Raw genomic sequence first — 20,969 nt, 5'->3', positions numbered from 1 at the left:
ATCCCCGTAGCCCCGGCGCACGAACCGACGGCGGATACCGCTGGCGCGTTATTCGCCCTGCGCAAGGCATTCGCTGCACGCGGGCGTTTGCAAGCCCCGGCCGAACTGCCGGCCATCCCTCCAAGACTTGAACCGGGCCGCGCATTGGCCCAGTCTTGAGCCAGACGCCTTACCAAGACATCACAACAACAAGGATATCGTCATGTTCGAAATCACCGCTCACCCGGTGCCGGACGCCGTTCGCCAGCGTGCCTACCTCGACGAGGAGGACTACCAGCGCCTCTACCGCCAATCCATCGAACAACCGGACGTGTTCTGGGGCGAACAGGCCAAGGCCCTGCTCGACTGGTTCAAGCCCTGGCACTCCGTGCACCACGGCGACCTGGCCCGCGGCCAGGCCAGCTGGTTCAAGGGCGGCCAGCTCAACGTCGCCTACAACTGCATCGACCGCCACCTGGAACAGCGCGGCGAACAGGTCGCCATCATCTGGGAAGGCGACAACCCCGCCGAGTCCGCCCACATCACCTACCGCAAGCTGCACAGCCACGTCTGCCGCCTGGCCAACGTGCTCAAGAGCCGCGGCGTGGAGAAGGGCGACCGGGTGTGCATCTACATGCCGATGATCCCCGAGGCGGCCTATGCCATGCTGGCCTGCGCGCGCATCGGCGCCATCCACTCGGTGGTGTTCGGCGGCTTCTCGCCGGACTCTCTGCGCGACCGCATCCTCGACGCCGACTGCCGCACCGTGATCACCGCCGACGAAGGCGTGCGCGGCGGCAAGTACATCCCGCTCAAGCAGAACGTGGAAAAGGCCCTGCAGGACTGCCCGAACGTCTCCACCGTGGTGGTGGTGCAGCGCACCCAGGGCAAGGTGCCCTGGGTCGAGGGCCGCGACCTCTGGTACCACGAGGCCCTGCACGGCGTCAGCGAGGACTGCCCGCCCGAGCCCATGGACGCCGAGGACCCGTTGTTCATCCTCTACACCTCCGGCTCCACCGGCAAACCCAAGGGCGTGCTGCACACCACCGGCGGCTACCTGCTGGGCGCGGCCATGACGCACAAGTACGTGTTCGACTACCACGAGGGGGACATCTACTGGTGCACCGCCGACGTCGGCTGGGTCACCGGGCACAGCTACATCGTCTACGGCCCGCTGGCCAACGGCGCCACCACCCTGATGTTCGAGGGCGTGCCCAGCTACCCGGACGCCTCGCGCTTCTGGCAGGTGATCGACAAGCACCAGGTGAACATCTTCTACACCGCGCCCACCGCCATCCGCGCCCTGATGCGCGAAGGCGAGGAACCGGTGAAGAAAACCTCGCGCGCCAGCCTGCGCCTGCTCGGCTCGGTGGGCGAGCCGATCAACCCCGAGGCCTGGGAGTGGTACTACCACGTGGTCGGCGAGACGCGCTGCCCGATCGTCGACACCTGGTGGCAGACCGAGACCGGCAGCATCCTCATCACCCCGCTGCCCGGCGCCACCTCGCTCAAGCCCGGCTCGGCGACCCTGCCGTTCTTCGGCGTGCAACCGGTGCTGCTGGACGAGCACGGCAAGGAGATCGACGGCCCCGGCGCCGGCGTGCTGGCGATCAAGGCCAGCTGGCCGAGCCAGATCCGCAGCATCTACGGCGACCACCAGCGCATGGTCGACACCTACTTCAAACCCTACCCCGGCTACTACTTCACCGGCGACGGCGCGCGCCGCGACGAGGACGGCTACTACTGGATCACCGGGCGCGTCGACGACGTGATCAACGTCTCCGGCCACCGCATCGGCACCGCCGAGGTGGAAAGCGCCCTGGTGCTGCACGACGGCATCGCCGAGGCCGCGGTGGTGGGCTACCCCCACGACCTCAAGGGCCAGGGCATCTACGCCTTCGTCACGCCGATGAACGGCGTCGAGCCCAGCGAAGAGCTGAAGCAGGAGCTGCTGGCGGTGGTCAGCAAGGAGATCGGCAGCTTCGCCAAGCCGGAAGTGCTGCAGTGGGCGCCGGGCCTGCCGAAAACGCGTTCGGGCAAGATCATGCGGCGCATCCTGCGCAAGATCGCCTGCAACGAGCTGGACAACCTCGGCGACACCTCGACCCTCGCCGACCCCGGCGTGGTCCAGGGGCTGATCGACAATCGCCTCAACAGGTGAAGGGCGGCTGCAAGCTGCAAGCTGGAGAGCCTGCGGTTAAGCTAACCGTATGCACCACTTGTAGCTTGACGCTTGAGGCTTGCAGCTCCCCGTCATGGAAACCGTTCGCCGTCATATCGAAAGCCAGGTCCTGAGCCTGACCGGACTCGCCCTCGGGGGCGTCGATTTCGAATCCCCCAAGGGCGACCCGGGCCTGTTCGGCCCCGACTCGGCCTGCTGGAAAGTCCATGGCGACTTCAGCTCCATGCTCATCGGCGGCATCAGCGCCCTGCTCCTGCAGATGCTCCACCCCGCCGCCCTGGGCGGCGTCTGGGACCACTCCAACTTCCGCGCCGACATGCTCGGCCGCCTGCGCCGCACCGGCCAGTTCATCTCCACCACCACCTACGGCTCGGTGGCCGACGCCGAGAAGCTGATCGCCCGGGTGCGGCGCATCCACGACAACGTCAGCGGCACCCTGCCCGACGGCACCTTCTACTCGGCCAGCGACCCGGACCTGCTGACCTGGGTGCACGTCGCCGAGGTCAGCTGCTTCCTCAAGTCGCACCTGCGCTACCTGAACCCCGACCTGCCCGGCAGCGAGCAGGACCGCTACTACGACGAGATCGCCCTGGTCGCCGAGCGCCTGGGCGCCCGCGACGTGCCGCGCTCGCGCCTGGAGGTGGCCGAGTACCTGGAGCGCATGCGCCCCCAGCTGCACTACAACGAGCGCACCCGCGACGTGGTCGAGGTGCTGCTCGACGCCCCGGCGCCCAGCTCCCTGGCCAGGCCCTTCAGCGCCCTGATGATGCGCGCCGGCATCGACCTGCTGCCGGACTGGGCCGCCGACATGCTCGGCTTCTCCCTGCGCCCGCTGCAGCGCCAGCTGATCCGCGCCAGCGTGCGACGCAGTGTCCCACTGCTGCGCTGGGCCGTGCGCAACGGCTCGCTGCACCGCGCGCGCCGGCGCATGGGCCTGCCGCCGCTGCGCTGACCGGTCGATCCCGCGCCTGACTCAGCGGTTCGGAGAGTGGTCGGCGGCGCGCCGCCTGTGCAACCATGCCTGCTCGTTCGCCGCGGCCCGTGCCGCCCCATGCTGAGGATTCGTGTCATGCAAGATGTCGTCATAGTCGCTGCCACCCGCACCGCCATCGGCAGCTTCCAGGGTTCCCTGTCGGCCCTGCCGGCCCATGAACTGGGCGCCGCGGTGATCCGCCGCCTGCTCGAGCAGACCGGCGTGGCCGCCGAGGCGGTCGACGAAGTCATCCTCGGCCAGACCCTCACCGCCGGCGCCGGGCAGAACCCCGCGCGCCAGGCCGCCATCGCCGCCGGCCTGCCGAACAGCGTACCGGCGATGACCGTCAACAAGGTCTGCGGCTCTGGCCTCAAGGCCCTGCACCTGGCCGCCCAGGCCATCCGCTGCGGCGATGCCGAAGTGATCATCGCCGGCGGCCAGGAAAGCATGAGCCTGTCGCCCTACGTGCTGCCCAAGGCCCGCACCGGCCTGCGCATGGGTCACGCGCAACTGCTCGACAGCATGATCGTCGACGGCCTGTGGGACGCCTTCAACGACTACCACATGGGCATCACCGCCGAGAACCTGGTGGAGAAATACGGCATCAGCCGCGAGGAACAGGACGCCTTCGCCGCCGAGTCTCAGCGCAAGGCTTCCGAGGCCATCGCCGCCGGGCGCTTCGAGGCGGAAATCACCCCCATCGAGATTCCCCAGCGCAAGGGCGAGCCGCTGAGCTTCGCCACCGACGAGCAGGTCCGCGCCGGCACCAGCGCCGAGTCCCTGGCCAAGCTCAAGCCGGCGTTCAAGAAGGACGGCAGTGTCACCGCCGGCAACGCCTCCAGTCTCAACGACGGCGCCGCCGCGGTGCTGCTGATGAGCGCCGCCAAGGCCGCCGAACTGGGCCTGCCGGTGCTGGCGCGCATCGCCGCCTACGCCAATGCCGGCGTCGACCCGGCGATCATGGGCATCGGCCCGGTCTCCGCCACCCGCCGCTGCCTGGACAAGGCCGGCTGGCAGCTGGCCGAGCTGGACCTGATCGAGGCCAACGAAGCCTTCGCCGCGCAATCCCTGGCGGTGGGCAAGGAACTGGGCTGGGACGCCGCCAAGGTCAACGTCAACGGCGGCGCCATCGCCCTCGGCCACCCCATCGGCGCCTCCGGCTGCCGCGTGCTGGTCAGCCTGCTGCACGAAATGCTCCGCCGCGACGCGAAGAAGGGCCTCGCCACCCTCTGCATCGGCGGTGGCCAGGGCGTCGCGCTGGCCCTGCAACGCTGAGCCTCGCCGGGCGCGGCCGCAAGGTCGCGCCAACTGGGCTATCTTCATTGGGCGGATCGCGCCTTAAAGGATTGCCCATGAACAAACGCGTCATCGTGGTGGAGGATCACCCGGCCATGCGCCTGGCGATTCGCTCGCTGCTCGCCCAGGACCCCCAGTTCGAAATCGTCGGCGAGGCCGACGACGGTAACGCCGGGCTCAACCTGGTGCGCCAGCACAAGCCCGACCTGGTCATCCTCGACCTCAACCTGCCGGGCATGGACGGCATGGACCTGCTGGCGCGGGTGCACATCTTCGACGAGAACATCCGCCTGCTGGTGCTCAGCTCCCAGGACGAGCGGCTCTACGCCAACCGCGTGGAAGCCGCCGGCGGGCACGGTTTCGTCAGCAAGAACAAGGACACCACGGCCATCCTCAACGCCGCGCGCATGCTGGTCGCCGGCTACCGCTGCTTCCCCGAGCGCCCCCTGGGCGCGCCCGGGCAGCCCGGCGACGACCCGGTGGCGGCGCTCACCCCGCGCGAGCTGGTGGTGCTGCGCAGCCTGGTGCGCGGCCTGAGCAACAAGCAGATCGCCGAGGAGCTGTTCCTCAGCCAGAAGACCGTCAGCACCTACAAGACGCGCATCCTCGAGAAACTGCAGCTGAACAGCCTGGTGGACCTGGTGGAGTTCGCCCGCCAGCACAACCTGCAGGCCTGAGCGCCGCGGCCGCGCTGCCACGGCTCAAGACTTGGAACTTTGCACGCGTGCCATACTCCGAGGTACGCCACGACGGAAAATGACTCCCGCTATGCCCAAAGGATTGATTCGCGCGATCGGCACCCTGGTGCTGCTGTTCCTCCTCTATTGCCTGCTGGGCTTCTTGATCCTCCCCGGCATCGCCCTGCGCGTGGCCAACCAGCAACTGGCCCAGTACGCCACCGTGCCGGCGCACATCGAGCGCATCGAACTCAACCCCTTCAGCCTGGAGCTGAACGTCTGGGGCCTGCGCATCGGCCAGCCCGGCCAGGAGCAGGTGGCCTTCGAGCGCCTGTACGCCAACCTGCAGCTCGACAGCCTGTGGACGCGCCAGCTGCACCTGGCCGACGTGCAACTGGACAAGCCCCATGGCGAAGTGGTGTTCGCCGAGGACGGCAGCCTCAACCTCAGCCGCCTGTTCAAGCTGCCGCCCAGCGAGCCCAAGCCCGAGCAGCCGGACAGCAAGCCCTTTCCGCTGCGCATCGAGCGCGTCGCCCTGAGCCAGGGCAGCGTGCACTTCCAGGACAACCGCCCGAGCGAGCAGGTGGATTTCGTCTTCGACCCGCTGGGCTTCGAGCTGCACAACCTCAGCACCCTGCCCGACATCGGCGCGCAGATGACCCTGAGCGGCACCGGCCCCCACGGCGGCAAGGTCGACTGGAAGGGCGACCTCAGCCTGACTCCGCTCGCCTCCAGCGGCAGCCTGTCGATCCAGGGCATTCCGCTCAAGGCCTGGTGGCCCTACGTGCGCGACAACGCGCCGCTGGAGTTGCAGAAGGGCATCCTCAGCGTTGCCACCGAGTACAAGCTGGACCTGAGCAAGGACACCCAGCTGCAGTTGGAAAAGACCAGCGCCAACCTGCGTGACCTCGACCTCAAGAGCCCGGCCGGCAAGCCGCTGGTCACCCTGGCCAGCCTCGACGTGGCCGAGACCAGCCTGGACCTGGCCAAGCGCGAAGTGCTGGTCGGCCAGATCCGCAGCCAGGGCCTGGAAACCTGGGCGGCCCGCGAGAAGGACGGCCAGCTCGACTGGCAGAAACTCTTCGCCGACTTCCAGAAGCCCGCGCGCAAGCCGGCCCCTGCCGAGCAGCCGGAACCCGCCGCCGATGCGGCAGCGCAACCCGCCGACACCGCGCCGGCCGCCAAGCCCGTAGCGGACGCGGCCAGCCCTGCGCCCGCCAAGACCGATGCGGCCCCGGCGGACAAGACCGCAACCCAGGCCGCGGCGAAGCCCGAGGCCAAACCTGAAGCAGAGGCCCAAGCCCAAGCCCAAGCCCAAGCCCAAGCCCAAGCCCAAGCCCAAGCCCAAGCCCAAGCCCAAGCCGACCAGGCTGCGGCCGCCGCCGACAAGCCGGCAAGCCCGCCGCCGGAACCGGCCAAGCCGACCGAGCCGCAGAAGCCCTGGCACGTGGTCCTGCGCGACACCCAGCTGCGCGGCTACAAGGTGCACCTGGCCGACCGCGTACCGGCCAGATCGGTGGCCCTGGATGTCGGCCCGCTGGACCTCGACCTGCAGGACCTCGACAGCTCGCTGACCCAGGCGCTGCAGCTCAAGCTCAAGACCGGCATCGGCAACCGCGGGCTGATCGAGGCCAGCGGCAGCGTCATCCCCAACCCCGTCAGCGCCAAGCTCAAGGTCGCCACCCGCGACATCGACCTGCGCCTGGCGCAGTCGTACCTGGAACCCTTCATCCGCCTGGAGCTGCGCAGCGGCTTCCTCGCCAGCAAGCTCGACGTCGACCTCAAGAGCACCGAGCCGCTGGCCTTCAGCGTCGGCGGCAGCGCCGAGGTCAGCCAGCTGCACACCCTGGACACCCTGAAGAACCGCGACTTCGTCAAATGGCAGAAGCTCACCCTCGACGGGCTGGCCTACAAGCATGGCGACAGCCTGGTGATCCAGAGCGTGTCCTTCGAGCAGCCCTACGCGCGCTTCATCATCAACGAGGACCGCAGCACCAACGTCAGCGAGCTGATCATCGCCCAGCCCGAACAGCCGGCGGCCAAGGGCGCCGCCAGCCCGGCCAAGGCCGGCAGCGACAAGCCCCTGGGCATCCACATCGGCGGCATCCGTATCAACGACGGCTCGGCCAACTTCGCCGACCTGACCCTGCGCCCGGACTTCGCCACCGCCATCCAGCAACTGGGCGGCGAGATCGGCACCCTCGACAACCGCAACCCGCAGCCGGCCAGCGTCGACATCAAGGGCAAGGTCGACAAGTACGCCCCGGTCACCATCAAGGGCAGCCTCAACCCCTTCTCGCCGCTGGAGAAGCTGGACATCGCCACCAGCTTCAAGCGCGTCGAGCTGACCACGCTGACGCCCTACTCCGGCAAGTTCGCCGGCTACCGCATCCGCAAGGGCCGGCTCAACCTGGACCTGCACTACCAGATCACCAAGGGCCAGTTGAAGGCCGACAACAAGGTGCTGGTGGAACACCTGCAGTTGGGCGAGAAGGTCGACAGCCCCGACGCCGTCGACCTGCCAGTGAAGCTGGCGGTGGCCCTGCTCAAGGACACCAACGGCAACATCGACATCCAGCTGCCGGTGGAAGGCGACCTGAACAACCCGCAGTTCAGCGTCATGCCCATCGTCTGGCAGACCCTGCGCAACCTGGTGCTGCGCGCCGTACAGGCGCCCTTCAAGTTCATCGCCGGCCTGGCCGCCGGTGGTGGCGACGAGGACCTGGGCAACGTGCCCTTCGCCGCGGGCTCCAGCGAGCTGACGCCCGCGGCGCAAGGCAACCTCGACAAGCTCGCCGCCGCGCTCAAGCAGCGCCCGGCGCTGAAGCTGGAAGTCGAGGGCGTGAGCGCCGCCGCGGCCGACGGCCCGCTGCTGGCCGAGCAGCGCCTGCAGCAGGAATTCCGCAGCAACTACTACAAGATGCTGCAGCGCCGCGGCGACAAGGTGCCCAGCGACGCCAGCCAGCTGGAGGTGCCGGAAGACCTGCAGCCGGCCCTGCTCGAAGGCATCTACCGCACGCGCCTGAAGAAACAGCCGCCGGCCGAGTGGCAGGAACTGGGCAAGGACGAGCGCACAGCCAAGCTGCGCCAGGCGGTGGTCGACTCCTGGAGCGGCAGCCAGTTGCTGCTGCGCAAGCTGGCCCAGGAGCGCGGCGCGCACATCAAGGACTATCTGGTCACCAAGGGCGGACTGGGGGATGATCGCATCTACCTGATCGACGTCAGCCAGGCCGAGGCGGACAAGGGCGGCGAGGTCGTCACCCAGCTCCACCTCGACAGCGAATGAGGCACGCCCCGATGAAGTCCCTTCCCCTGCTGGCCGGCGCCCTGCTGCTGGCCAGCGCCGCAGCCCAGGCCGACAGCATGCGCTGCGGCAGCGCCCTGGTCAGCGTCGGCGACCGCGCCTGGGAAGTGGAGCAGAAGTGCGGCGCGCCGGACCATCGCGACGACGTCGGCTACACCCTCGGCGGCTACGACCGCCGCGAGTTCAAGGTCGAGGAATGGGTGTACGGCCCGCGCAACGGCGCCACCTACATCCTCACCTTCGAAGCCAACCGCCTCAAGCGCATCGAATTCAAGCGCGACTGACCGCAGCGGAGCCGCCATGCGCCTGTTCGTCCTCCCCCTGCTGCTGCTCGCCGCCGCCCCGGCGCTGGCCGACAGCCTGCGCTGCGGCAGCCGCCTGATCAGCAACGGCGACACCAGCAGCGACGTGCTCGAACGCTGCGGCCAACCGGTGGACCGTTCCTACCTGGGCAACCGCATCGTCGTCGGCGACTGGGGCCAGCGCGAGGAGGTGCGGGTGGAAGAATGGATCTACGGGCCCTGGAACGGCATGCTGTATTTCGTGCGCTTGCGCGGCAACCGCATCGACGCCATCCAGAGCAAGCGCAGCAACTGACAGACAGCGCCCAATGCCGGTGATAGTCTCGCGCCATCACCGCCAAGGACAGGTCGCCCATGCTCATCGTGCCCGCCGAACACCCGCTGGACTGGAAGAAGCCACCGCTGGTGACGCTGCTGCTGATCCTGCTCAACTGCCTGATCTTCTTCGTCTACCAGGGTGGCGACCGGGCCCGCCAGGAACAGGCCGTCGGCGTCTACCTGGAGCTGGACCTGCTGGGCCGCGAGCGCGCCCTGTTCGGCGAATCGCTGGCGCGCCGCGAGAAGCTGGACGACAACCAGAAGCGCGCCATCGAGGGCCTGCGCCGCCAGGACCTGGCCTGGCTGATCCTCCGCGACCTGGAGTTCGGCCATGAACTGCGCGGCCAGCCGGCCTTCCAGCAGGACCCGGCCTGGCAAGCGGCGCGGGCCAGCGCCGAGGCCGCGCGGGACCGCCTGAGTTCACTGCGCTTCGGCTTCATCCCCGCGCAATTCAGCCTGCAGGGGCTGTTCGGCTCCATGTTCCTGCACGGCGACTTCTGGCACCTGGCCGGCAACATGGTGTTCCTGTTCATCTTCGGCTTCGCCCTGGAAATCGCCCTGGGCCGCCTCAAGTACCTCGCCCTGTACCTGGTCAGCGGGCTCTGCTCCGGGCTGCTGTGGTGGGCGCTGGACCCGGTATGGGTCACCGGCATCGGCGCCTCCGGCGCCATCTCCGGGCTGATGGGCATGTACATCGGCGTCTACGGGTTGCGGCGCATCCGCTTCTTCTACTGGCTGGGGCCGCTGCTCGGCTACTTCAGCGCGCCGGCGCTGTGGATACTGCCGCTGTGGATGGGCAAGGAGCTCTACGGCCTGCTGCGCGCCGCCGACCACGTCAACTACTACGCCCACCTCGGCGGCCTGGCCTCGGGCTTCCTGCTGGTGTGGCTGCCGCGCCGCCTCGGGCGGCTGAAGGTCGACGAGGCCTACCTGGCCAAGGAAGACCCCGACGCCGGCTTCAAGCGCGACCTGGCCGCCCTCGACGCGCTGATCGGCCGCTTCGCCCTGGACCAGGCGGCGAGTCGCGGGCAGGACCTGCTGCAGCGCCACCCCGGGCGCCTGCTGCTGATCGAGCGCCTGTACGGCGTGGCCGTCTCCCGCCAGGACGCCGCGCTGCTCGGCGCCATGCTCAAGCAGTTGTTCGCCCTGCCGCCGAGCGAGGCCGCAGCGCTGCTGCGCCGTCTGGCCGACGACAGCGCCGCGGAGAAACAGCGCCAGCTGGCCCACCCCGTGGTGCAACTGCACCTGCTGCAACGGCTCCTGCAACTGGAGGACGGAGCGCGCGCCCTGGGTGCCTGGCGACGCCTGGCGAAAGGCGGCCAGCACCCGGCGCAGCTGCCGCAGATGACGCTGCAACTGGCCAAGCGCCTCGGCGCCCAGCGCGACAGCCAGGGCCTGCGCGAGCTGGCCCAGTTCCTTCGCCAGCGCTACCCCGAGGCCGAGCAGACGCGCCAGCTGGCGCTCTACCAGCAGCAACTGGCGCGCTGACGAAAAGGCCCCGCCGGCTTGCGCCGGCGGGGCCCAGTGAAACCTCGCGCTGGATTACAGGCGGTCGCTGAAGTCGCGGACTTCCCGCTCCGCGCGGTCGCGGCTCCAGCCGTAGCGTTCCTGCAGCTTGCCGACCAGGTATTCGGCATGTCCGTCCGCCACTTGCAGGTCGTCGTCGGTCAGCTTGCCCCACTTTTCCTTCAGGGTGCCGGACAGCTGCTTCCACTTGCCCTTGATCACGTCGGAATTCATCACGCTATTCCTCGTTCGATGGGCAGGCCCGGCGCGAGCCGGGCCGCCATTGTCAGTCCACGGCCTTCAGGCCGTCGGCGGATACCGCCTTGACGCCCTTGATGCCCTTGGTGGTTTCGATCGCCAGGTCACGCTCGGCGTCGGTCTTCACGGTACCGGACAGGGAGACCACGCCCTGGTTGGTTTCCACCTTGATGCTGGTGCCGCTGATGTCCTTGTTGGCGATCAGGCTGGATTTCACCTTGCTGGTGATCCAGGTATCGGAAACCGCTTCCTCGGTCTTCTGCACGGTGTCATTCGCAGCGAGGGTCGTCGGTTGCGCGAACACCGGGCTGGCGAGCGAGAAGCTCAGGGCGGAAGCGGTGGCAGCGGCAAGGGCCAGTTTGCTGAAACGGTGTTTCATGGCGATCTCTCCTGTACTTTGCAAGGAACTGCGACCATGCCTGGCGGCAGTTTCACAAGGGATATCGCAAGCTCCGGGCCAGTTTTTCCGCGAAGGCTAATTCCTTTTAAATCAAACACCTAGCAAAATCGCCCGAGGCCCCTGGACCGGCAAATTGCACACTGGGGGCCAAGGCGCCGTGCAATTTGCACGGGCTAACCGCCCTGGCGGGCCATCTTCTCCAGCACCTGTTCCAGGCTGGCCACCTCGGCGAGCAACGGCGTATCCGGGTAGCGCTGGCGGATGAACGCCAGCAGCTTGCCGGCCGGCTCCAGTTGCCCGAGGCCTTCGGCGAAGCCGCGCGCGGCCAGCAGGTACGCCCGCGGAATCTGCGGGTACTGCGGGAAGCGCTGGTGCAGGTTGCGCAGCAGACTCAGGGCCTCGCGGGCCTTGTGCCGCTGCAGCAGCACCTCGGCGATGCGTTCGCACACCAGCGGGTCGTCCGGCAGGTAGTCGGCCTGCAACTGCCGGGCATCGAGCAGCGCGCCGGCCGCCAGTTGCGGGTTCAGCCGCGTCGCCAGGGGCAGGTAGTCCGCCAGGTGGGCCAGGCAGGCCTCGCGCTCGTTCAGCCCGTACAGCAGCTGGTGGTAGCGCTCGTTCAGGCGCAGGTCCTCGGGGTCCTGGCGCAGGGCCGCGGCCAGGGTTTCCACGGCGGCGCCGCCCTGCCCTTCCTTCACCCGCACCTCGGCCTCGGCCAGCGCCCTGCGCCGGCGCCATTCGGCCTCTGGGAAGCCCTGCACGAGGTCATCGCCGGCCACCGCGTAGCCCAGCGCGCCCTGGTACTGGAACACGGCGTAACCCATCATTGCGCACATCACCACGCCGAAGTAGCCGAGCAGCGCCACCATCACCGGCATCAGCACTACCTTGGGCAGGCCGAAGCCGAGCAGCCAGGCCAGGTAGTTCGGCGATTGCCAGAGGATGAACAGGAAGACGCAGAGGATCAGGTAGCGCCACCCCATGGCGCCGATCACCTGGCCGACCTCCACCGGGCTGAGCGCCGCGCCCAGACTCTTGTCCAGGGCCAGGCGGATGATGCTGGCCGGCAACACCAGCACCAGGGCGACGTTCACCGCCCAGAACAGCGAGGGATTGTCGAAGTCCGCGGCCAGCCACAGCAGCACCGCGGCCACGACGAACACCGCCAGCTGGCGCAGGAAGGCGCCCAGGCTGGAGAGGTCGAAGGCCTCGCCCAGGCCGGGCGCATCGTTGCTGCCCAGGCTGACCACCTCGATGACGCTGTGCAGGTACTTGGTGGCCACGCTCAGCAGGGCCAGCCACAGCAGCAGCATGCTGGGCATGAACAGACTGGCCAGGGCCAGCGCCGCGGCGAACATCAGCGGGCCCGGCTGCAGGGCGTAGGCGAAGAACTTCGGCAGGCGCTCCCAGAACGGCTGGGCGCTGTTGGCCGCGCCCAGGTACTGCAGGCCGTTGCGGCACAGCGGGCAGGCCGGGGCGTATTCCGGCGCGTCGGCGTTCAGCGGCACGCAGCAGTCGCCGTAGTGGCGCTGGCACGGCAGGCAGAACCAGGTGGCGGGCTGCGCCTGGTGGTAGTGGCAGTAATGCTTGTCCATCGGCCTGGCTGTCCTTGCGTGCTGGCGAGGCGCCATTTTCCAGGCAAAAAAAGAGGGCCCGCAAGGGGCCCTCTTTCATTTTGCTACCGCTTAGACGCCAGAGGCTTCGGCAGCTGCCACATCTTTAATAGAGAGCTTGATGCGGCCACGGTTGTCGACGTCCAGAACCAGGACCTTGACTTCCTCGCCTTCCTTGAGCACATCGGTGACCTTGTCGATGCGCTTGTCGCTGATCTGCGAAATGTGCACCAGACCGTCCTTGCCCGGCAGGATGTTGACGAAGGCGCCGAAGTCGACGATGCGCTCGACCTTGCCGACGTAGATCTTGCCGATCTCGGCTTCCGCGGTGATGCCCAGGACGCGCTGCTTGGCGGCCTCGGCGGCTTCCTTGGTTTCGCCGTAGATCTTCACGCTGCCGTCGTCCTCGATGTCGATCGAGGCCTTGGTCTCTTCGCAGATGCCGCGGATGGTGGCGCCGCCCTTGCCGATGACGTCGCGGATCTTGTCCGGATCGATCTTCATCGACAGCATGGTCGGGGCATTTTCCGACAGCTCGGCGCGCGGCTGGGCGATGACCTGGTTCATCTGGCCGAGGATGTTCAGACGCGCTTCCAGCGCCTGCTCCAGGGCGATCTCCATGATCTCTTCGGTGATGCCGTTGATCTTGATGTCCATCTGTAGGGCGGTGACGCCCTTGTCGGTACCGGCGACCTTGAAGTCCATGTCGCCCAGGTGGTCTTCGTCACCCAGGATGTCGGTCAGGACGGCGAACTTGTCACCTTCCTTGACCAGGCCCATGGCGATGCCGGCAACCGGAGCGCGAACCGGCACGCCGGCGTCCATCAGCGCCAGGGAGGCGCCGCACACGGAAGCCATGGAGCTGGAACCGTTGGATTCGGTGATCTCGGAAACCACGCGGATGGTGTAGGGGAACTCGTCCTGCGACGGCAGCATGGCGGCGACGCCACGACGGGCCAGGCGGCCGTGGCCGATTTCGCGACGGCCCGGGCTGCCCATGCGGCCGCACTCGCCCACCGAGAACGGCGGGAAGTTGTAGTGCAGCATGAACGGATCCTTGCGCTCGCCTTCGAGGGTGTCGAGCAGCTGGGCGTCACGGGCGGTGCCGAGGGTGGCGACGACCAGGGCCTGGGTTTCGCCACGGGTGAACAGGGCCGAGCCGTGGGTCTTGCCGAGCACGCCGACTTCGATCTTCAGCGGACGCACGGTGCGGGTGTCGCGACCGTCGATACGCGGCTTGCCGTTGACGATGTTCTCGCGAACGGTGCGGTATTCCAGCAGGCCGAATACGTCCTTGACCTCACCGGCCGGGTACTGGCCTTCGCCTTCGCCGGCGAACCTGGCGACGATCTCGTCGCGCAGGGCGTCCAGGGCCGCGTAGCGATCCTGCTTGATGGTGATGGTGTAGGCATCGGAGATAGCCGCGCCGAACTCGGCCTTGATGGCCTCGACCAGGGCGGTGTTCTCGGCCGGGGCGCTCCAGTTCCAGCTCGGCTTTCCGGCTTCGGTAGCCAGCTCGGCGACGGCGCGGATGACTGCCTGGAACTCTTCATGGGCGTACAGCACGGCGCCCAGCATCTGGTCTTCGGTCAGCTCGTCGGCTTCGGACTCGACCATCAGCACGGCGTCGGAGGTGCCGGCCACGACCATGTCGAGGCTGGAGCTCTGCAGTTGCTCGTAGGTCGGGTTGAGGATGTAGCCGACTTCCGGGTGGAAGCCGACACGGGCGGCGCCGATCGGGCCGGCGAAGGGAATGCCGGAGATCGCCAGGGCGGCGGAGGTGCCGATCATGGCGGCGATGTCCGGATCGGTCTTCTTGCCGGTGGAAACGACGGTGCAGACGACCTGCACTTCGTTCATGAAGCCTTCGGGGAACAGCGGGCGGATCGGACGATCGATCAGGCGCGAGGTCAGGGTTTCCTTCTCGGAAGGACGACCTTCACGCTTGAAGAAACCACCGGGGATGCGGCCGGCTGCGTAGGTCTTTTCCTGGTAGTGCACGGACAGCGGGAAGAAGCCCTTGTTCGGGTCGGCCTGCTTGGCACCCACGACGGTGACCAGCACGGTGACGTCGTCCATGGTGACCAGCACGGCGCCGGTGGCCTGGCGGGCGATGCGGCCAGTCTCGAGGGTTACGGTCGATTGACCGAACTGGAATTTCTTGGTTACCGGGTTCACGGTGTCTTTACCTTCACTTAGTTGCCTTGGGGGAAATCGTGGAAATGCCGGGAGTCGGACCCGATGACATTCCCTAAAAAGCGAGAAGCCGGGAGCCCGAAGCCAACGGCCGGTTTGCACCGACCGTCGACCCCAGACTCCCAGCTTCCCACTTCAGGCTTGCCGTCTTAGCGACGCAGGCCCAGGCGACCGATCAGGGCGCTGTAACGAGCAGTGTCCTTGTTCTTCAGGTAGTCCAGCAGCTTGCGGCGCTGGTTGACCATGCGGATCAGGCCACGACGGGAGTGGTGGTCTTTGCCGTTGGCCTTGAAGTGGTCCTGCAGCTTGTTGATGTTGGCGGACAGCAGGGCAACCTGCACTTCCGGGGAACCGGTGTCGCCTTCAGCTTGCTTGTACTCGTTTACGATCTGGGCTTTCTCTTGGACGCTCAGTGCCATGATGGGCTTTCCTCTGAGGTAACAGGCCAGGGACTTTTCCCTGTGTTCATAAAGGAGGTGTGACCGTGCCTGTTGACAGCCACCCTCGGGTTTCCGGCCTTACGACCGAATCAGTCGACGCGGCGCGATGCGCCCGTCGTCGGTCACTTCACCGATACCGATGAAGCGACCTTCGTGATCCTGTACCCGCAGCATGCCGAACTTCGGTGCCTCGGGTGCGCGTACCGGCTGCCCGTGCAGCCAGTAGTAGGCGCTGTGCTCGGACAGCTGCAGCAGCGGCCAGTGCTCCAGGCCGGCATCCACCGGCAGCAGGAAGCGGTCGAGGGCCTCGTTGCCGCCCTCGGCATGGACCTGCACCAGTTCCTCCAGCGTCACCGCCTGGGCCAGGCCGAAGGGGCCCGCCTGGGTGCGGCGCAGCGCAGCCACGTGGGCTCCGCAGCCCAGCTCGCGGCCGATGTCCTCGACCAGGGTGCGGATGTAGGTGCCCTTGCTGCAGGAAACGGCCAGGGTGGCGCAAGGCGCCTCGAAGGCCAGCAGATCCAAGCGCGCAATAGTAACAGAACGCGCCTCGCGCTCCACTACCTCTCCTGCGCGGGCCAACTTGTACAGCGGCTGGCCGTCCTTCTTCAGTGCCGAATACATCGGCGGCACCTGCTCTATCTCGCCGCGGAAGCGCGGCAGCAGGGCCTCCAGGGCCTCCCGACCGACGGTCACCTGGCGTTCCTCGAGCACTTCGCCCTCGGCGTCGCCGGTGGTGGTGGTGACGCCCAGCTGGGCCACGGTCTCGTAGCCCTTGTCGGCATCCAGCAGGTACTGGGAGAACTTGGTGGCCTCGCCGAAGCACAGCGGCAGCACGCCGGTGGCCAGGGGGTCGAGGCTGCCGGTGTGCCCGGCCTTTTCCGCATTGAGCAGCCAGCGCACCTTCTGCAGGGCCTGGTTGGAGCTCATGCCGCGCGGCTTGTCGAGCACCAGCACACCGTTGACCGCACGGCGGATACGTTTCACCTGGGCCACGCCTTACTCCTCGGAACCGCCACCGTGACGACGGTCTTCCGCCACCGCCCGCTCGATCAGCGCCGACAGCTCGGCACCGCGGCGGATGCTGGCGTCATAGCTGAAATGCAGCTGCGGCACGGTGCGCAGCTTCATCGCCTTGCCCAGGTGCATGCGCAGGAAGCCGGCAGCGTCGTTGAGGATCGAGACGTTCTGCTTGATCAGCTCGGCGTTGTCGTCCTGCCCCATCACGGTGATGAACACCTTGGCGTGGGACAGGTCGCGCGCCACGTCGACGCCAGTGATGGTCACCAGGCCCAGGCGCGGGTCCTTGACCTCGCGCTGGATCAGCAGCGCCAGTTCGCGCTGCATCTGATCGCCGATACGTTGGGTACGGCTGTACTCTTTTGCCATTTTCCTAACCTGCTTCCGGTGGCCCATGGGCACCGGACGAATAAGCGGCAAACGCCCGGATCAGCAAGGCTGACCCGGGCGCTGCGTTTACGCTCGTCGGCCCTTACAGGGTACGAGCGACTTCGACCTTCTCGAACACTTCGATCTTGTCGCCGACGCGGACGTCGTTGTAGCTCTTCACGCCGATACCGCACTCCATGCCGGCACGGACTTCGGCCACGTCGTCCTTGAAGCGGCGCAGCGATTCCAGCTCGCCTTCGAAGATCACCACGTCGTCGCGCAGTACGCGGATCGGACGGTTGCGGTGCACCAGGCCCTCGGTGACCATGCAGCCGGCGACCGCGCCGAACTTCGGCGAACGGAACACGTCACGCACTTCGGCGATACCCAGGATGTTCTCGCGGACATCGCTGCCGAGCATGCCGGTCAGGGCCTTCTTGACGTCTTCGATGATGTCGTAGATCACGTTGTAGTAACGCATGTCCAGGCCTTCGGCCTCGACGATCTTGCGCGCACCGGCGTCGGCACGGACGTTGAAGCCGAACAGCACCGCATTGGAGGCCAGCGCCAGGTTGGCATCGGATTCGGTGATGCCACCGACGCCGCCGCCGACCACGCGGACCTGCACTTCTTCGTTGCCCAGGCCGCTGAGCGAGCCCTGCAGGGCTTCCAGAGAACCACGCACGTCGGCCTTGAGGACGATGTTGAGGGTCTTCTTCTCTTCCTGGCCCATGTTCTCGAAGATGTTTTCCAGCTTGGCCGACTGCTGGCGAGCCAGCTTGACCTCGCGGAACTTGCCCTGGCGGAACAGCGCGACTTCGCGGGCCTTCTTCTCGTCGGCGACCACGGTCACTTCGTCACCGGCGTCCGGCGTGCCGTCCAGGCCGAGGATTTCGACCGGGATGGACGGGCCAGCTTCCTTGATCGGTTTGCCGTTCTCGTCGAGCATTGCGCGCACGCGGCCGTAGTTCACGCCGCAGAGGATCATGTCGCCCTGGCGCAGGGTACCGTCCTGAACCAGCACGGTGGCTACCGGGCCACGGCCCTTGTCCAGGCGCGATTCGACCACCACGCCACGGCCGGGGGCCGACGGGGTGGCTTTGAGTTCCAGGACTTCGGCCTGCAGCAGCACGGCTTCGAGCAGCTCGTCGACACCGGTACCCATCTTCGCCGAGACCGGCACGAAGGGTGCGTCGCCGCCCCACTCTTCCGGGATCACGTCGAGCGCGGCCAGGCCGTTCTTGATGTTGTCCGGGTTGGCGTCGGGCTTGTCGATCTTGTTGATCGCGACCACGATCGGCACGCCAGCGGCTTTCGCGTGCTGGACGGCTTCCTGGGTCTGCGGCATCACGCCGTCGTCGGCCGCCACCACCAGGATGACGATGTCGGTCGCCTGGGCGCCACGGGCACGCATCGCGGTGAACGCGGCGTGGCCGGGGGTGTCGAGGAAGGTGACCATGCCGCGGTCGGTTTCCACGTGGTAGGCGCCGATGTGCTGGGTGATGCCGCCGGCTTCGCCCGCGGCCACCTTGGCACGGCGGATGTAGTCGAGCAGCGAGGTCTTGCCGTGGTCGACGTGGCCCATCACGGTCACTACCGGCGCACGGGCTACCGCCTCGCCTTCGAACTTCAGCGACTCGGCCAGTTGCTCTTCCAGGGCGTTCTCGCTGACCAGCTTGACCTTGTGGCCGAGTTCCTCGGCGATCAGCTGGGCGGTCTCCTGGTCGAGCACCTGGTTGATGGTCACCGGGGTGCCCATCTTGAACATGAACTTGACGACTTCGGCGCCCTTCACCGACATCTGCTGAGCCAGCTCAGCAACTGTGATGGTCTCGCCGATACTCACTTCACGCACAATCGGTCCTGTCGGGCTCTGGAACCCGTGCTGGTTACGCTTCTTCAGCTTCGCCTTGCCGCGACCGCCGCCACGACGACCGAAACTGTCATCGTCATCAACGCCGGAGCGGACAACGCGCGGAGCGGTGGTCTTTTCCTTTTCCTTGATCGACGGGCGATGCTGGGCATGCTTGCGATCGCGGCGCTCGTCTTCCTCTTCGCGCTTCGGCGGACGGCGTACTTCGGCTTCCTTCTTGCGCTCCTCGCCAGCGGCCGGGGCCGCGACGGGGGCAGCGGGAGCCGCAGCCGGAGCCTGGGCGGCAACCGCCGCGGGCGCCGCCGACTGGGGAGCCTGTTCGGGCTGGCGGCGAGCCGCTTCTTCCGCTGCGCGACGGGCTTCGGCCTCGGCCTTCTGGCGAGCTTCTTCCTCGGCCTTCAGGCGTGCGGCTTCTTCCGCGGCACGCTGCTCTTCCAGCTCGCGCTGGCGCTCGGCCTCGATCTCGTCGGGGCTGCGCTTGACGTAGGTCTTCTTCTTGCGGACCTCGACGCTCACCGTCTTGCTGCCGGCCACCCGCAGGGTGGAGGTGGTCTTACGCTGCAGGGTGATCTTGCGCGGTTCTTCCAGGCGATCGCCGTGGCTACCCTTGAGGTGCGCCAGCAGAGCCTGCTTTTCGTTATCGGTCACTACCTGCTCGGCACTGCTGTGCGGCAGGCCCGCCTCGCGCATCTGCTGCAGCAGGCGCTCGACCGGCGTATCGACCGTTTTGGCCAGTTCTTTCACCGTGACTTGCGTCATGCATTTCTCTCCTCAGGCCGCGAATGCTTACTCGAACCAATGGGCCCGGGCGGCCATGATCAACTTGCCGGCACGCTCTTCGTCCATGCCGTCGATGTCGAGCAGGTCGTCGATAGACTGCTCGGCAAGATCTTCACGGGTGGTTACGCCACGCAGCACCAGGTCCAAGGCCAGCTCTTTGGTCATGCCATCGAGGCTGAGCAGGTCTTCGGCCGGTTGCGCGTCGGCAAGTTTTTCCTCGGTCGCGATGGCTTTGGTCAACAGACGGTCCTTGGCGCGCGAGCGCAGCTCGTTGACGATGTCTTCGTCAAAGCCGTCGATGTTGAGCATCTCTTCCATCGGTACGTAGGCGATTTCTTCCAGGGTGGTGAAGCCTTCCTCGACCAGCACCTGGGCCAGTTCCTCGTCGACATCCAGCTCGTCGACGAAGCGCTGCAGGATGTCGCCGGTCTCGGCCTGCTGCTTGGCCTGGATGTCGGCCTCGGTCATCACGTTCAGCGTCCAGCCGGTCAGTTGGCTGGCCAGGCGGACGTTCTGGCCGCTGCGGCCGATGGCCTGGGCCAGGTTGTCCTCGGCGACGGCGATATCCATGGTGTGGGTATCTTCGTCGACGATGATGGCTGCCACTTCGGCCGGAGCCATGGCGTTGATGACGAACTGCGCAGGGTTGTCGTCCCACAGGACGATGTCCACGCGCTCGCCGCCCAGCTCGCCGGACACGGCCTGGACGCGCGAACCGCGCATGCCGATGCAGGCGCCCTGCGGGTCGATGCGCTTGTCCTTGGAGCGGACCGCGATCTTGGCGCGCGAGCCCGGGTCACGGGCAGCGGCCATGACATCGATCAGCTGCTCGGCGATTTCCGGCACTTCGATGCGGAACAGTTCGACCAGCATCTCCGGCGCGGTGCGCGAGAGGACCAGTTGCGGGCCGCGGTTCTCGCTGCGGATTTCCTTGAGCAGGGCACGCACGCGGGTGCCGACGCGGAAGGTCTCGCGCGGGATGATCTGGTCGCGGGCCAGCAGCGCTTCGGCGTTGTTGCCCAGGTCGACGATGACGTTGTCGCGGGTGACCTTCTTGACGGTGCCGGAGATGATCTCGCCGACCTTCTCGCGGTAGGCGTCGACCACCTGGGCGCGCTCGGCCTCGCGGACCTTCTGCACGATGACCTGCTTAGCGGTCTGGGCGGCGATGCGGCCGAACTCGATGGACTCGATCTTCTCTTCGATGACGTCGCCGGCCTTGGTGCCCGGATGGCTTTCCTGCACGTCTTCGACGGTCAGCTCGGCGGCCGGGTTGGAGTAGTCTTCGTCCTCGACCACGGTCCAGCGACGGAAGGTGTCGTAGTTGCCGTTGGTGCGGTTGATCTGCACGCGCAGGTCGACCTCGTCCTCGAAACGCTTCTTGGTGGCGGTCGCCAGAGCCAGTTCCAACGCCTCGAAAATCACGCCGGGCGGTACACCCTTCTCGTTGGATACCGACTCAACAACCAGCAGTACTTCTTTGCTCATC

17 protein-coding genes are annotated in these 20,969 nt (G+C 67.2%); 8 read left to right on the top strand and 9 right to left on the bottom strand.

Features of this window, described 5'->3' with window-relative positions; all coding sequences use genetic code 11:
• Window positions 1-202 precede the first annotated feature (202 nt).
• From acs to M8R19_RS20525, 8 genes are all read left to right on the top strand, one after another.
• Complete coding sequence (gene acs / locus M8R19_RS20560) at window positions 203-2,140, top strand: acetate--CoA ligase (protein ID WP_249918757.1); 1,938 nt, start codon at window positions 203-205, stop codon at window positions 2,138-2,140.
• Between the two features lie 94 nt (window positions 2,141-2,234).
• A complete protein-coding gene (locus M8R19_RS20555) occupies window positions 2,235-3,113 on the top strand; it encodes an oxygenase MpaB family protein (RefSeq protein ID WP_249918756.1) in 879 nt (292 codons plus the stop codon).
• A gap of 117 nt (window positions 3,114-3,230) precedes the next feature.
• Complete coding sequence (locus M8R19_RS20550; RefSeq protein WP_249918755.1) at window positions 3,231-4,409, top strand: acetyl-CoA C-acetyltransferase; 1,179 nt, start codon at window positions 3,231-3,233, stop codon at window positions 4,407-4,409.
• Window positions 4,410-4,486: 77 nt separating this feature from the next.
• The gene (locus tag M8R19_RS20545; RefSeq protein ID WP_074981355.1) at window positions 4,487-5,107 is read left to right on the top strand and encodes a response regulator transcription factor; all 621 of its coding nucleotides are present in this window, start codon (window positions 4,487-4,489) and stop codon (window positions 5,105-5,107) included.
• 91 nt (window positions 5,108-5,198) lie between these two features.
• The gene (locus M8R19_RS20540) at window positions 5,199-8,393 is read left to right on the top strand and encodes a DUF748 domain-containing protein (RefSeq protein WP_249918754.1); all 3,195 of its coding nucleotides are present in this window, start codon (window positions 5,199-5,201) and stop codon (window positions 8,391-8,393) included.
• Window positions 8,394-8,404: 11 nt separating this feature from the next.
• Window positions 8,405-8,695, top strand: a complete 291-nt coding sequence (locus M8R19_RS20535) for a DUF2845 domain-containing protein (protein ID WP_043318563.1) — start codon at window positions 8,405-8,407, stop codon at window positions 8,693-8,695.
• 16 nt (window positions 8,696-8,711) lie between these two features.
• Window positions 8,712-9,008 (top strand): DUF2845 domain-containing protein, encoded by a 297-nt coding sequence (locus tag M8R19_RS20530; RefSeq protein ID WP_249918753.1) that lies wholly within the window; start codon window positions 8,712-8,714, stop codon window positions 9,006-9,008.
• 59 nt (window positions 9,009-9,067) lie between these two features.
• Window positions 9,068-10,519, top strand: a complete 1,452-nt coding sequence (locus M8R19_RS20525) for a rhomboid family intramembrane serine protease (RefSeq protein WP_249918752.1) — start codon at window positions 9,068-9,070, stop codon at window positions 10,517-10,519.
• Window positions 10,520-10,573: 54 nt separating this feature from the next.
• Here M8R19_RS20525 and M8R19_RS20520 read toward each other — a convergent pair whose 3' ends face one another.
• From M8R19_RS20520 to nusA, 9 genes are all read right to left on the bottom strand, one after another.
• Window positions 10,574-10,771 carry a CsbD family protein gene (locus tag M8R19_RS20520; protein ID WP_061562801.1) on the bottom strand — a complete coding sequence of 66 codons (198 nt, stop codon included), beginning with the start codon at window positions 10,769-10,771 and terminating at the stop codon, window positions 10,574-10,576.
• A 52-nt stretch (window positions 10,772-10,823) separates the two neighbouring features.
• The gene (locus tag M8R19_RS20515) at window positions 10,824-11,174 is read right to left on the bottom strand and encodes a BON domain-containing protein (protein WP_009613032.1); all 351 of its coding nucleotides are present in this window, start codon (window positions 11,172-11,174) and stop codon (window positions 10,824-10,826) included.
• 194 nt (window positions 11,175-11,368) lie between these two features.
• A complete protein-coding gene (locus tag M8R19_RS20510) occupies window positions 11,369-12,787 on the bottom strand; it encodes a hypothetical protein (RefSeq protein WP_249918751.1) in 1,419 nt (472 codons plus the stop codon).
• Window positions 12,788-12,877: 90 nt separating this feature from the next.
• Window positions 12,878-14,983: a polyribonucleotide nucleotidyltransferase gene (pnp, locus tag M8R19_RS20505; RefSeq protein WP_116425865.1), complete on the bottom strand. Its 2,106-nt coding sequence runs from the start codon at window positions 14,981-14,983 to the stop codon at window positions 12,878-12,880.
• Between the two features lie 167 nt (window positions 14,984-15,150).
• On the bottom strand, window positions 15,151-15,420 hold the full coding sequence (rpsO, locus tag M8R19_RS20500) for a 30S ribosomal protein S15 (RefSeq protein WP_009613036.1): 270 nt from the start codon (window positions 15,418-15,420) through the stop codon (window positions 15,151-15,153).
• Between the two features lie 99 nt (window positions 15,421-15,519).
• Window positions 15,520-16,434: a tRNA pseudouridine(55) synthase TruB gene (gene truB, locus M8R19_RS20495; protein ID WP_069863297.1), complete on the bottom strand. Its 915-nt coding sequence runs from the start codon at window positions 16,432-16,434 to the stop codon at window positions 15,520-15,522.
• A gap of 3 nt (window positions 16,435-16,437) precedes the next feature.
• Entirely contained in the window at window positions 16,438-16,827 is a 390-nt protein-coding gene (gene rbfA / locus M8R19_RS20490; RefSeq protein ID WP_074981341.1) for a 30S ribosome-binding factor RbfA, read from the bottom strand.
• Window positions 16,828-16,930: 103 nt separating this feature from the next.
• The gene (gene infB, locus M8R19_RS20485; RefSeq protein ID WP_116425867.1) at window positions 16,931-19,459 is read right to left on the bottom strand and encodes a translation initiation factor IF-2; all 2,529 of its coding nucleotides are present in this window, start codon (window positions 19,457-19,459) and stop codon (window positions 16,931-16,933) included.
• Window positions 19,460-19,486: 27 nt separating this feature from the next.
• Window positions 19,487-20,968, bottom strand: coding sequence for a transcription termination factor NusA (nusA, locus tag M8R19_RS20480; RefSeq protein ID WP_074981337.1), 1,482 nt, complete (start codon window positions 20,966-20,968; stop codon window positions 19,487-19,489).
• Between the last annotated feature and the right edge of the window lies 1 nt (window position 20,969).

The organism is Pseudomonas sp. R3.Fl, from assembly GCF_023516765.1.
Taxonomy (GTDB): domain Bacteria; phylum Pseudomonadota; class Gammaproteobacteria; order Pseudomonadales; family Pseudomonadaceae; genus Pseudomonas; species Pseudomonas citronellolis.
This window is presented reverse-complemented; position numbering and strand designations above follow the sequence as displayed.

Excerpts from the sequence above, each read along its gene's own strand:
- acs (WP_249918757.1), top strand. The coding sequence starts at position 203 with ATGTTCGAAATCACCGCTCACCCGGTGCCGGACGCCGTTCGCCAGCGT.
- M8R19_RS20555 (WP_249918756.1), top strand. The coding sequence starts at position 2,235 with ATGGAAACCGTTCGCCGTCATATCGAAAGCCAGGTCCTGAGCCTGACC.
- M8R19_RS20550 (WP_249918755.1), top strand. The coding sequence starts at position 3,231 with ATGCAAGATGTCGTCATAGTCGCTGCCACCCGCACCGCCATCGGCAGC.
- M8R19_RS20545 (WP_074981355.1), top strand. The coding sequence starts at position 4,487 with ATGAACAAACGCGTCATCGTGGTGGAGGATCACCCGGCCATGCGCCTG.
- M8R19_RS20540 (WP_249918754.1), top strand. The coding sequence starts at position 5,199 with ATGCCCAAAGGATTGATTCGCGCGATCGGCACCCTGGTGCTGCTGTTC.
- M8R19_RS20535 (WP_043318563.1), top strand. The coding sequence starts at position 8,405 with ATGAAGTCCCTTCCCCTGCTGGCCGGCGCCCTGCTGCTGGCCAGCGCC.
- M8R19_RS20530 (WP_249918753.1), top strand. The coding sequence starts at position 8,712 with ATGCGCCTGTTCGTCCTCCCCCTGCTGCTGCTCGCCGCCGCCCCGGCG.
- M8R19_RS20525 (WP_249918752.1), top strand. The coding sequence starts at position 9,068 with ATGCTCATCGTGCCCGCCGAACACCCGCTGGACTGGAAGAAGCCACCG.
- M8R19_RS20520 (WP_061562801.1), bottom strand. The coding sequence starts at position 10,771 with ATGAATTCCGACGTGATCAAGGGCAAGTGGAAGCAGCTGTCCGGCACC.
- M8R19_RS20515 (WP_009613032.1), bottom strand. The coding sequence starts at position 11,174 with ATGAAACACCGTTTCAGCAAACTGGCCCTTGCCGCTGCCACCGCTTCC.
- M8R19_RS20510 (WP_249918751.1), bottom strand. The coding sequence starts at position 12,787 with ATGGACAAGCATTACTGCCACTACCACCAGGCGCAGCCCGCCACCTGG.
- rpsO (WP_009613036.1), bottom strand. The coding sequence starts at position 15,420 with ATGGCACTGAGCGTCCAAGAGAAAGCCCAGATCGTAAACGAGTACAAG.
- rbfA (WP_074981341.1), bottom strand. The coding sequence starts at position 16,827 with ATGGCAAAAGAGTACAGCCGTACCCAACGTATCGGCGATCAGATGCAG.
- infB (WP_116425867.1), bottom strand. The coding sequence starts at position 19,459 with ATGACGCAAGTCACGGTGAAAGAACTGGCCAAAACGGTCGATACGCCG.
- nusA (WP_074981337.1), bottom strand. The coding sequence starts at position 20,968 with ATGAGCAAAGAAGTACTGCTGGTTGTTGAGTCGGTATCCAACGAGAAG.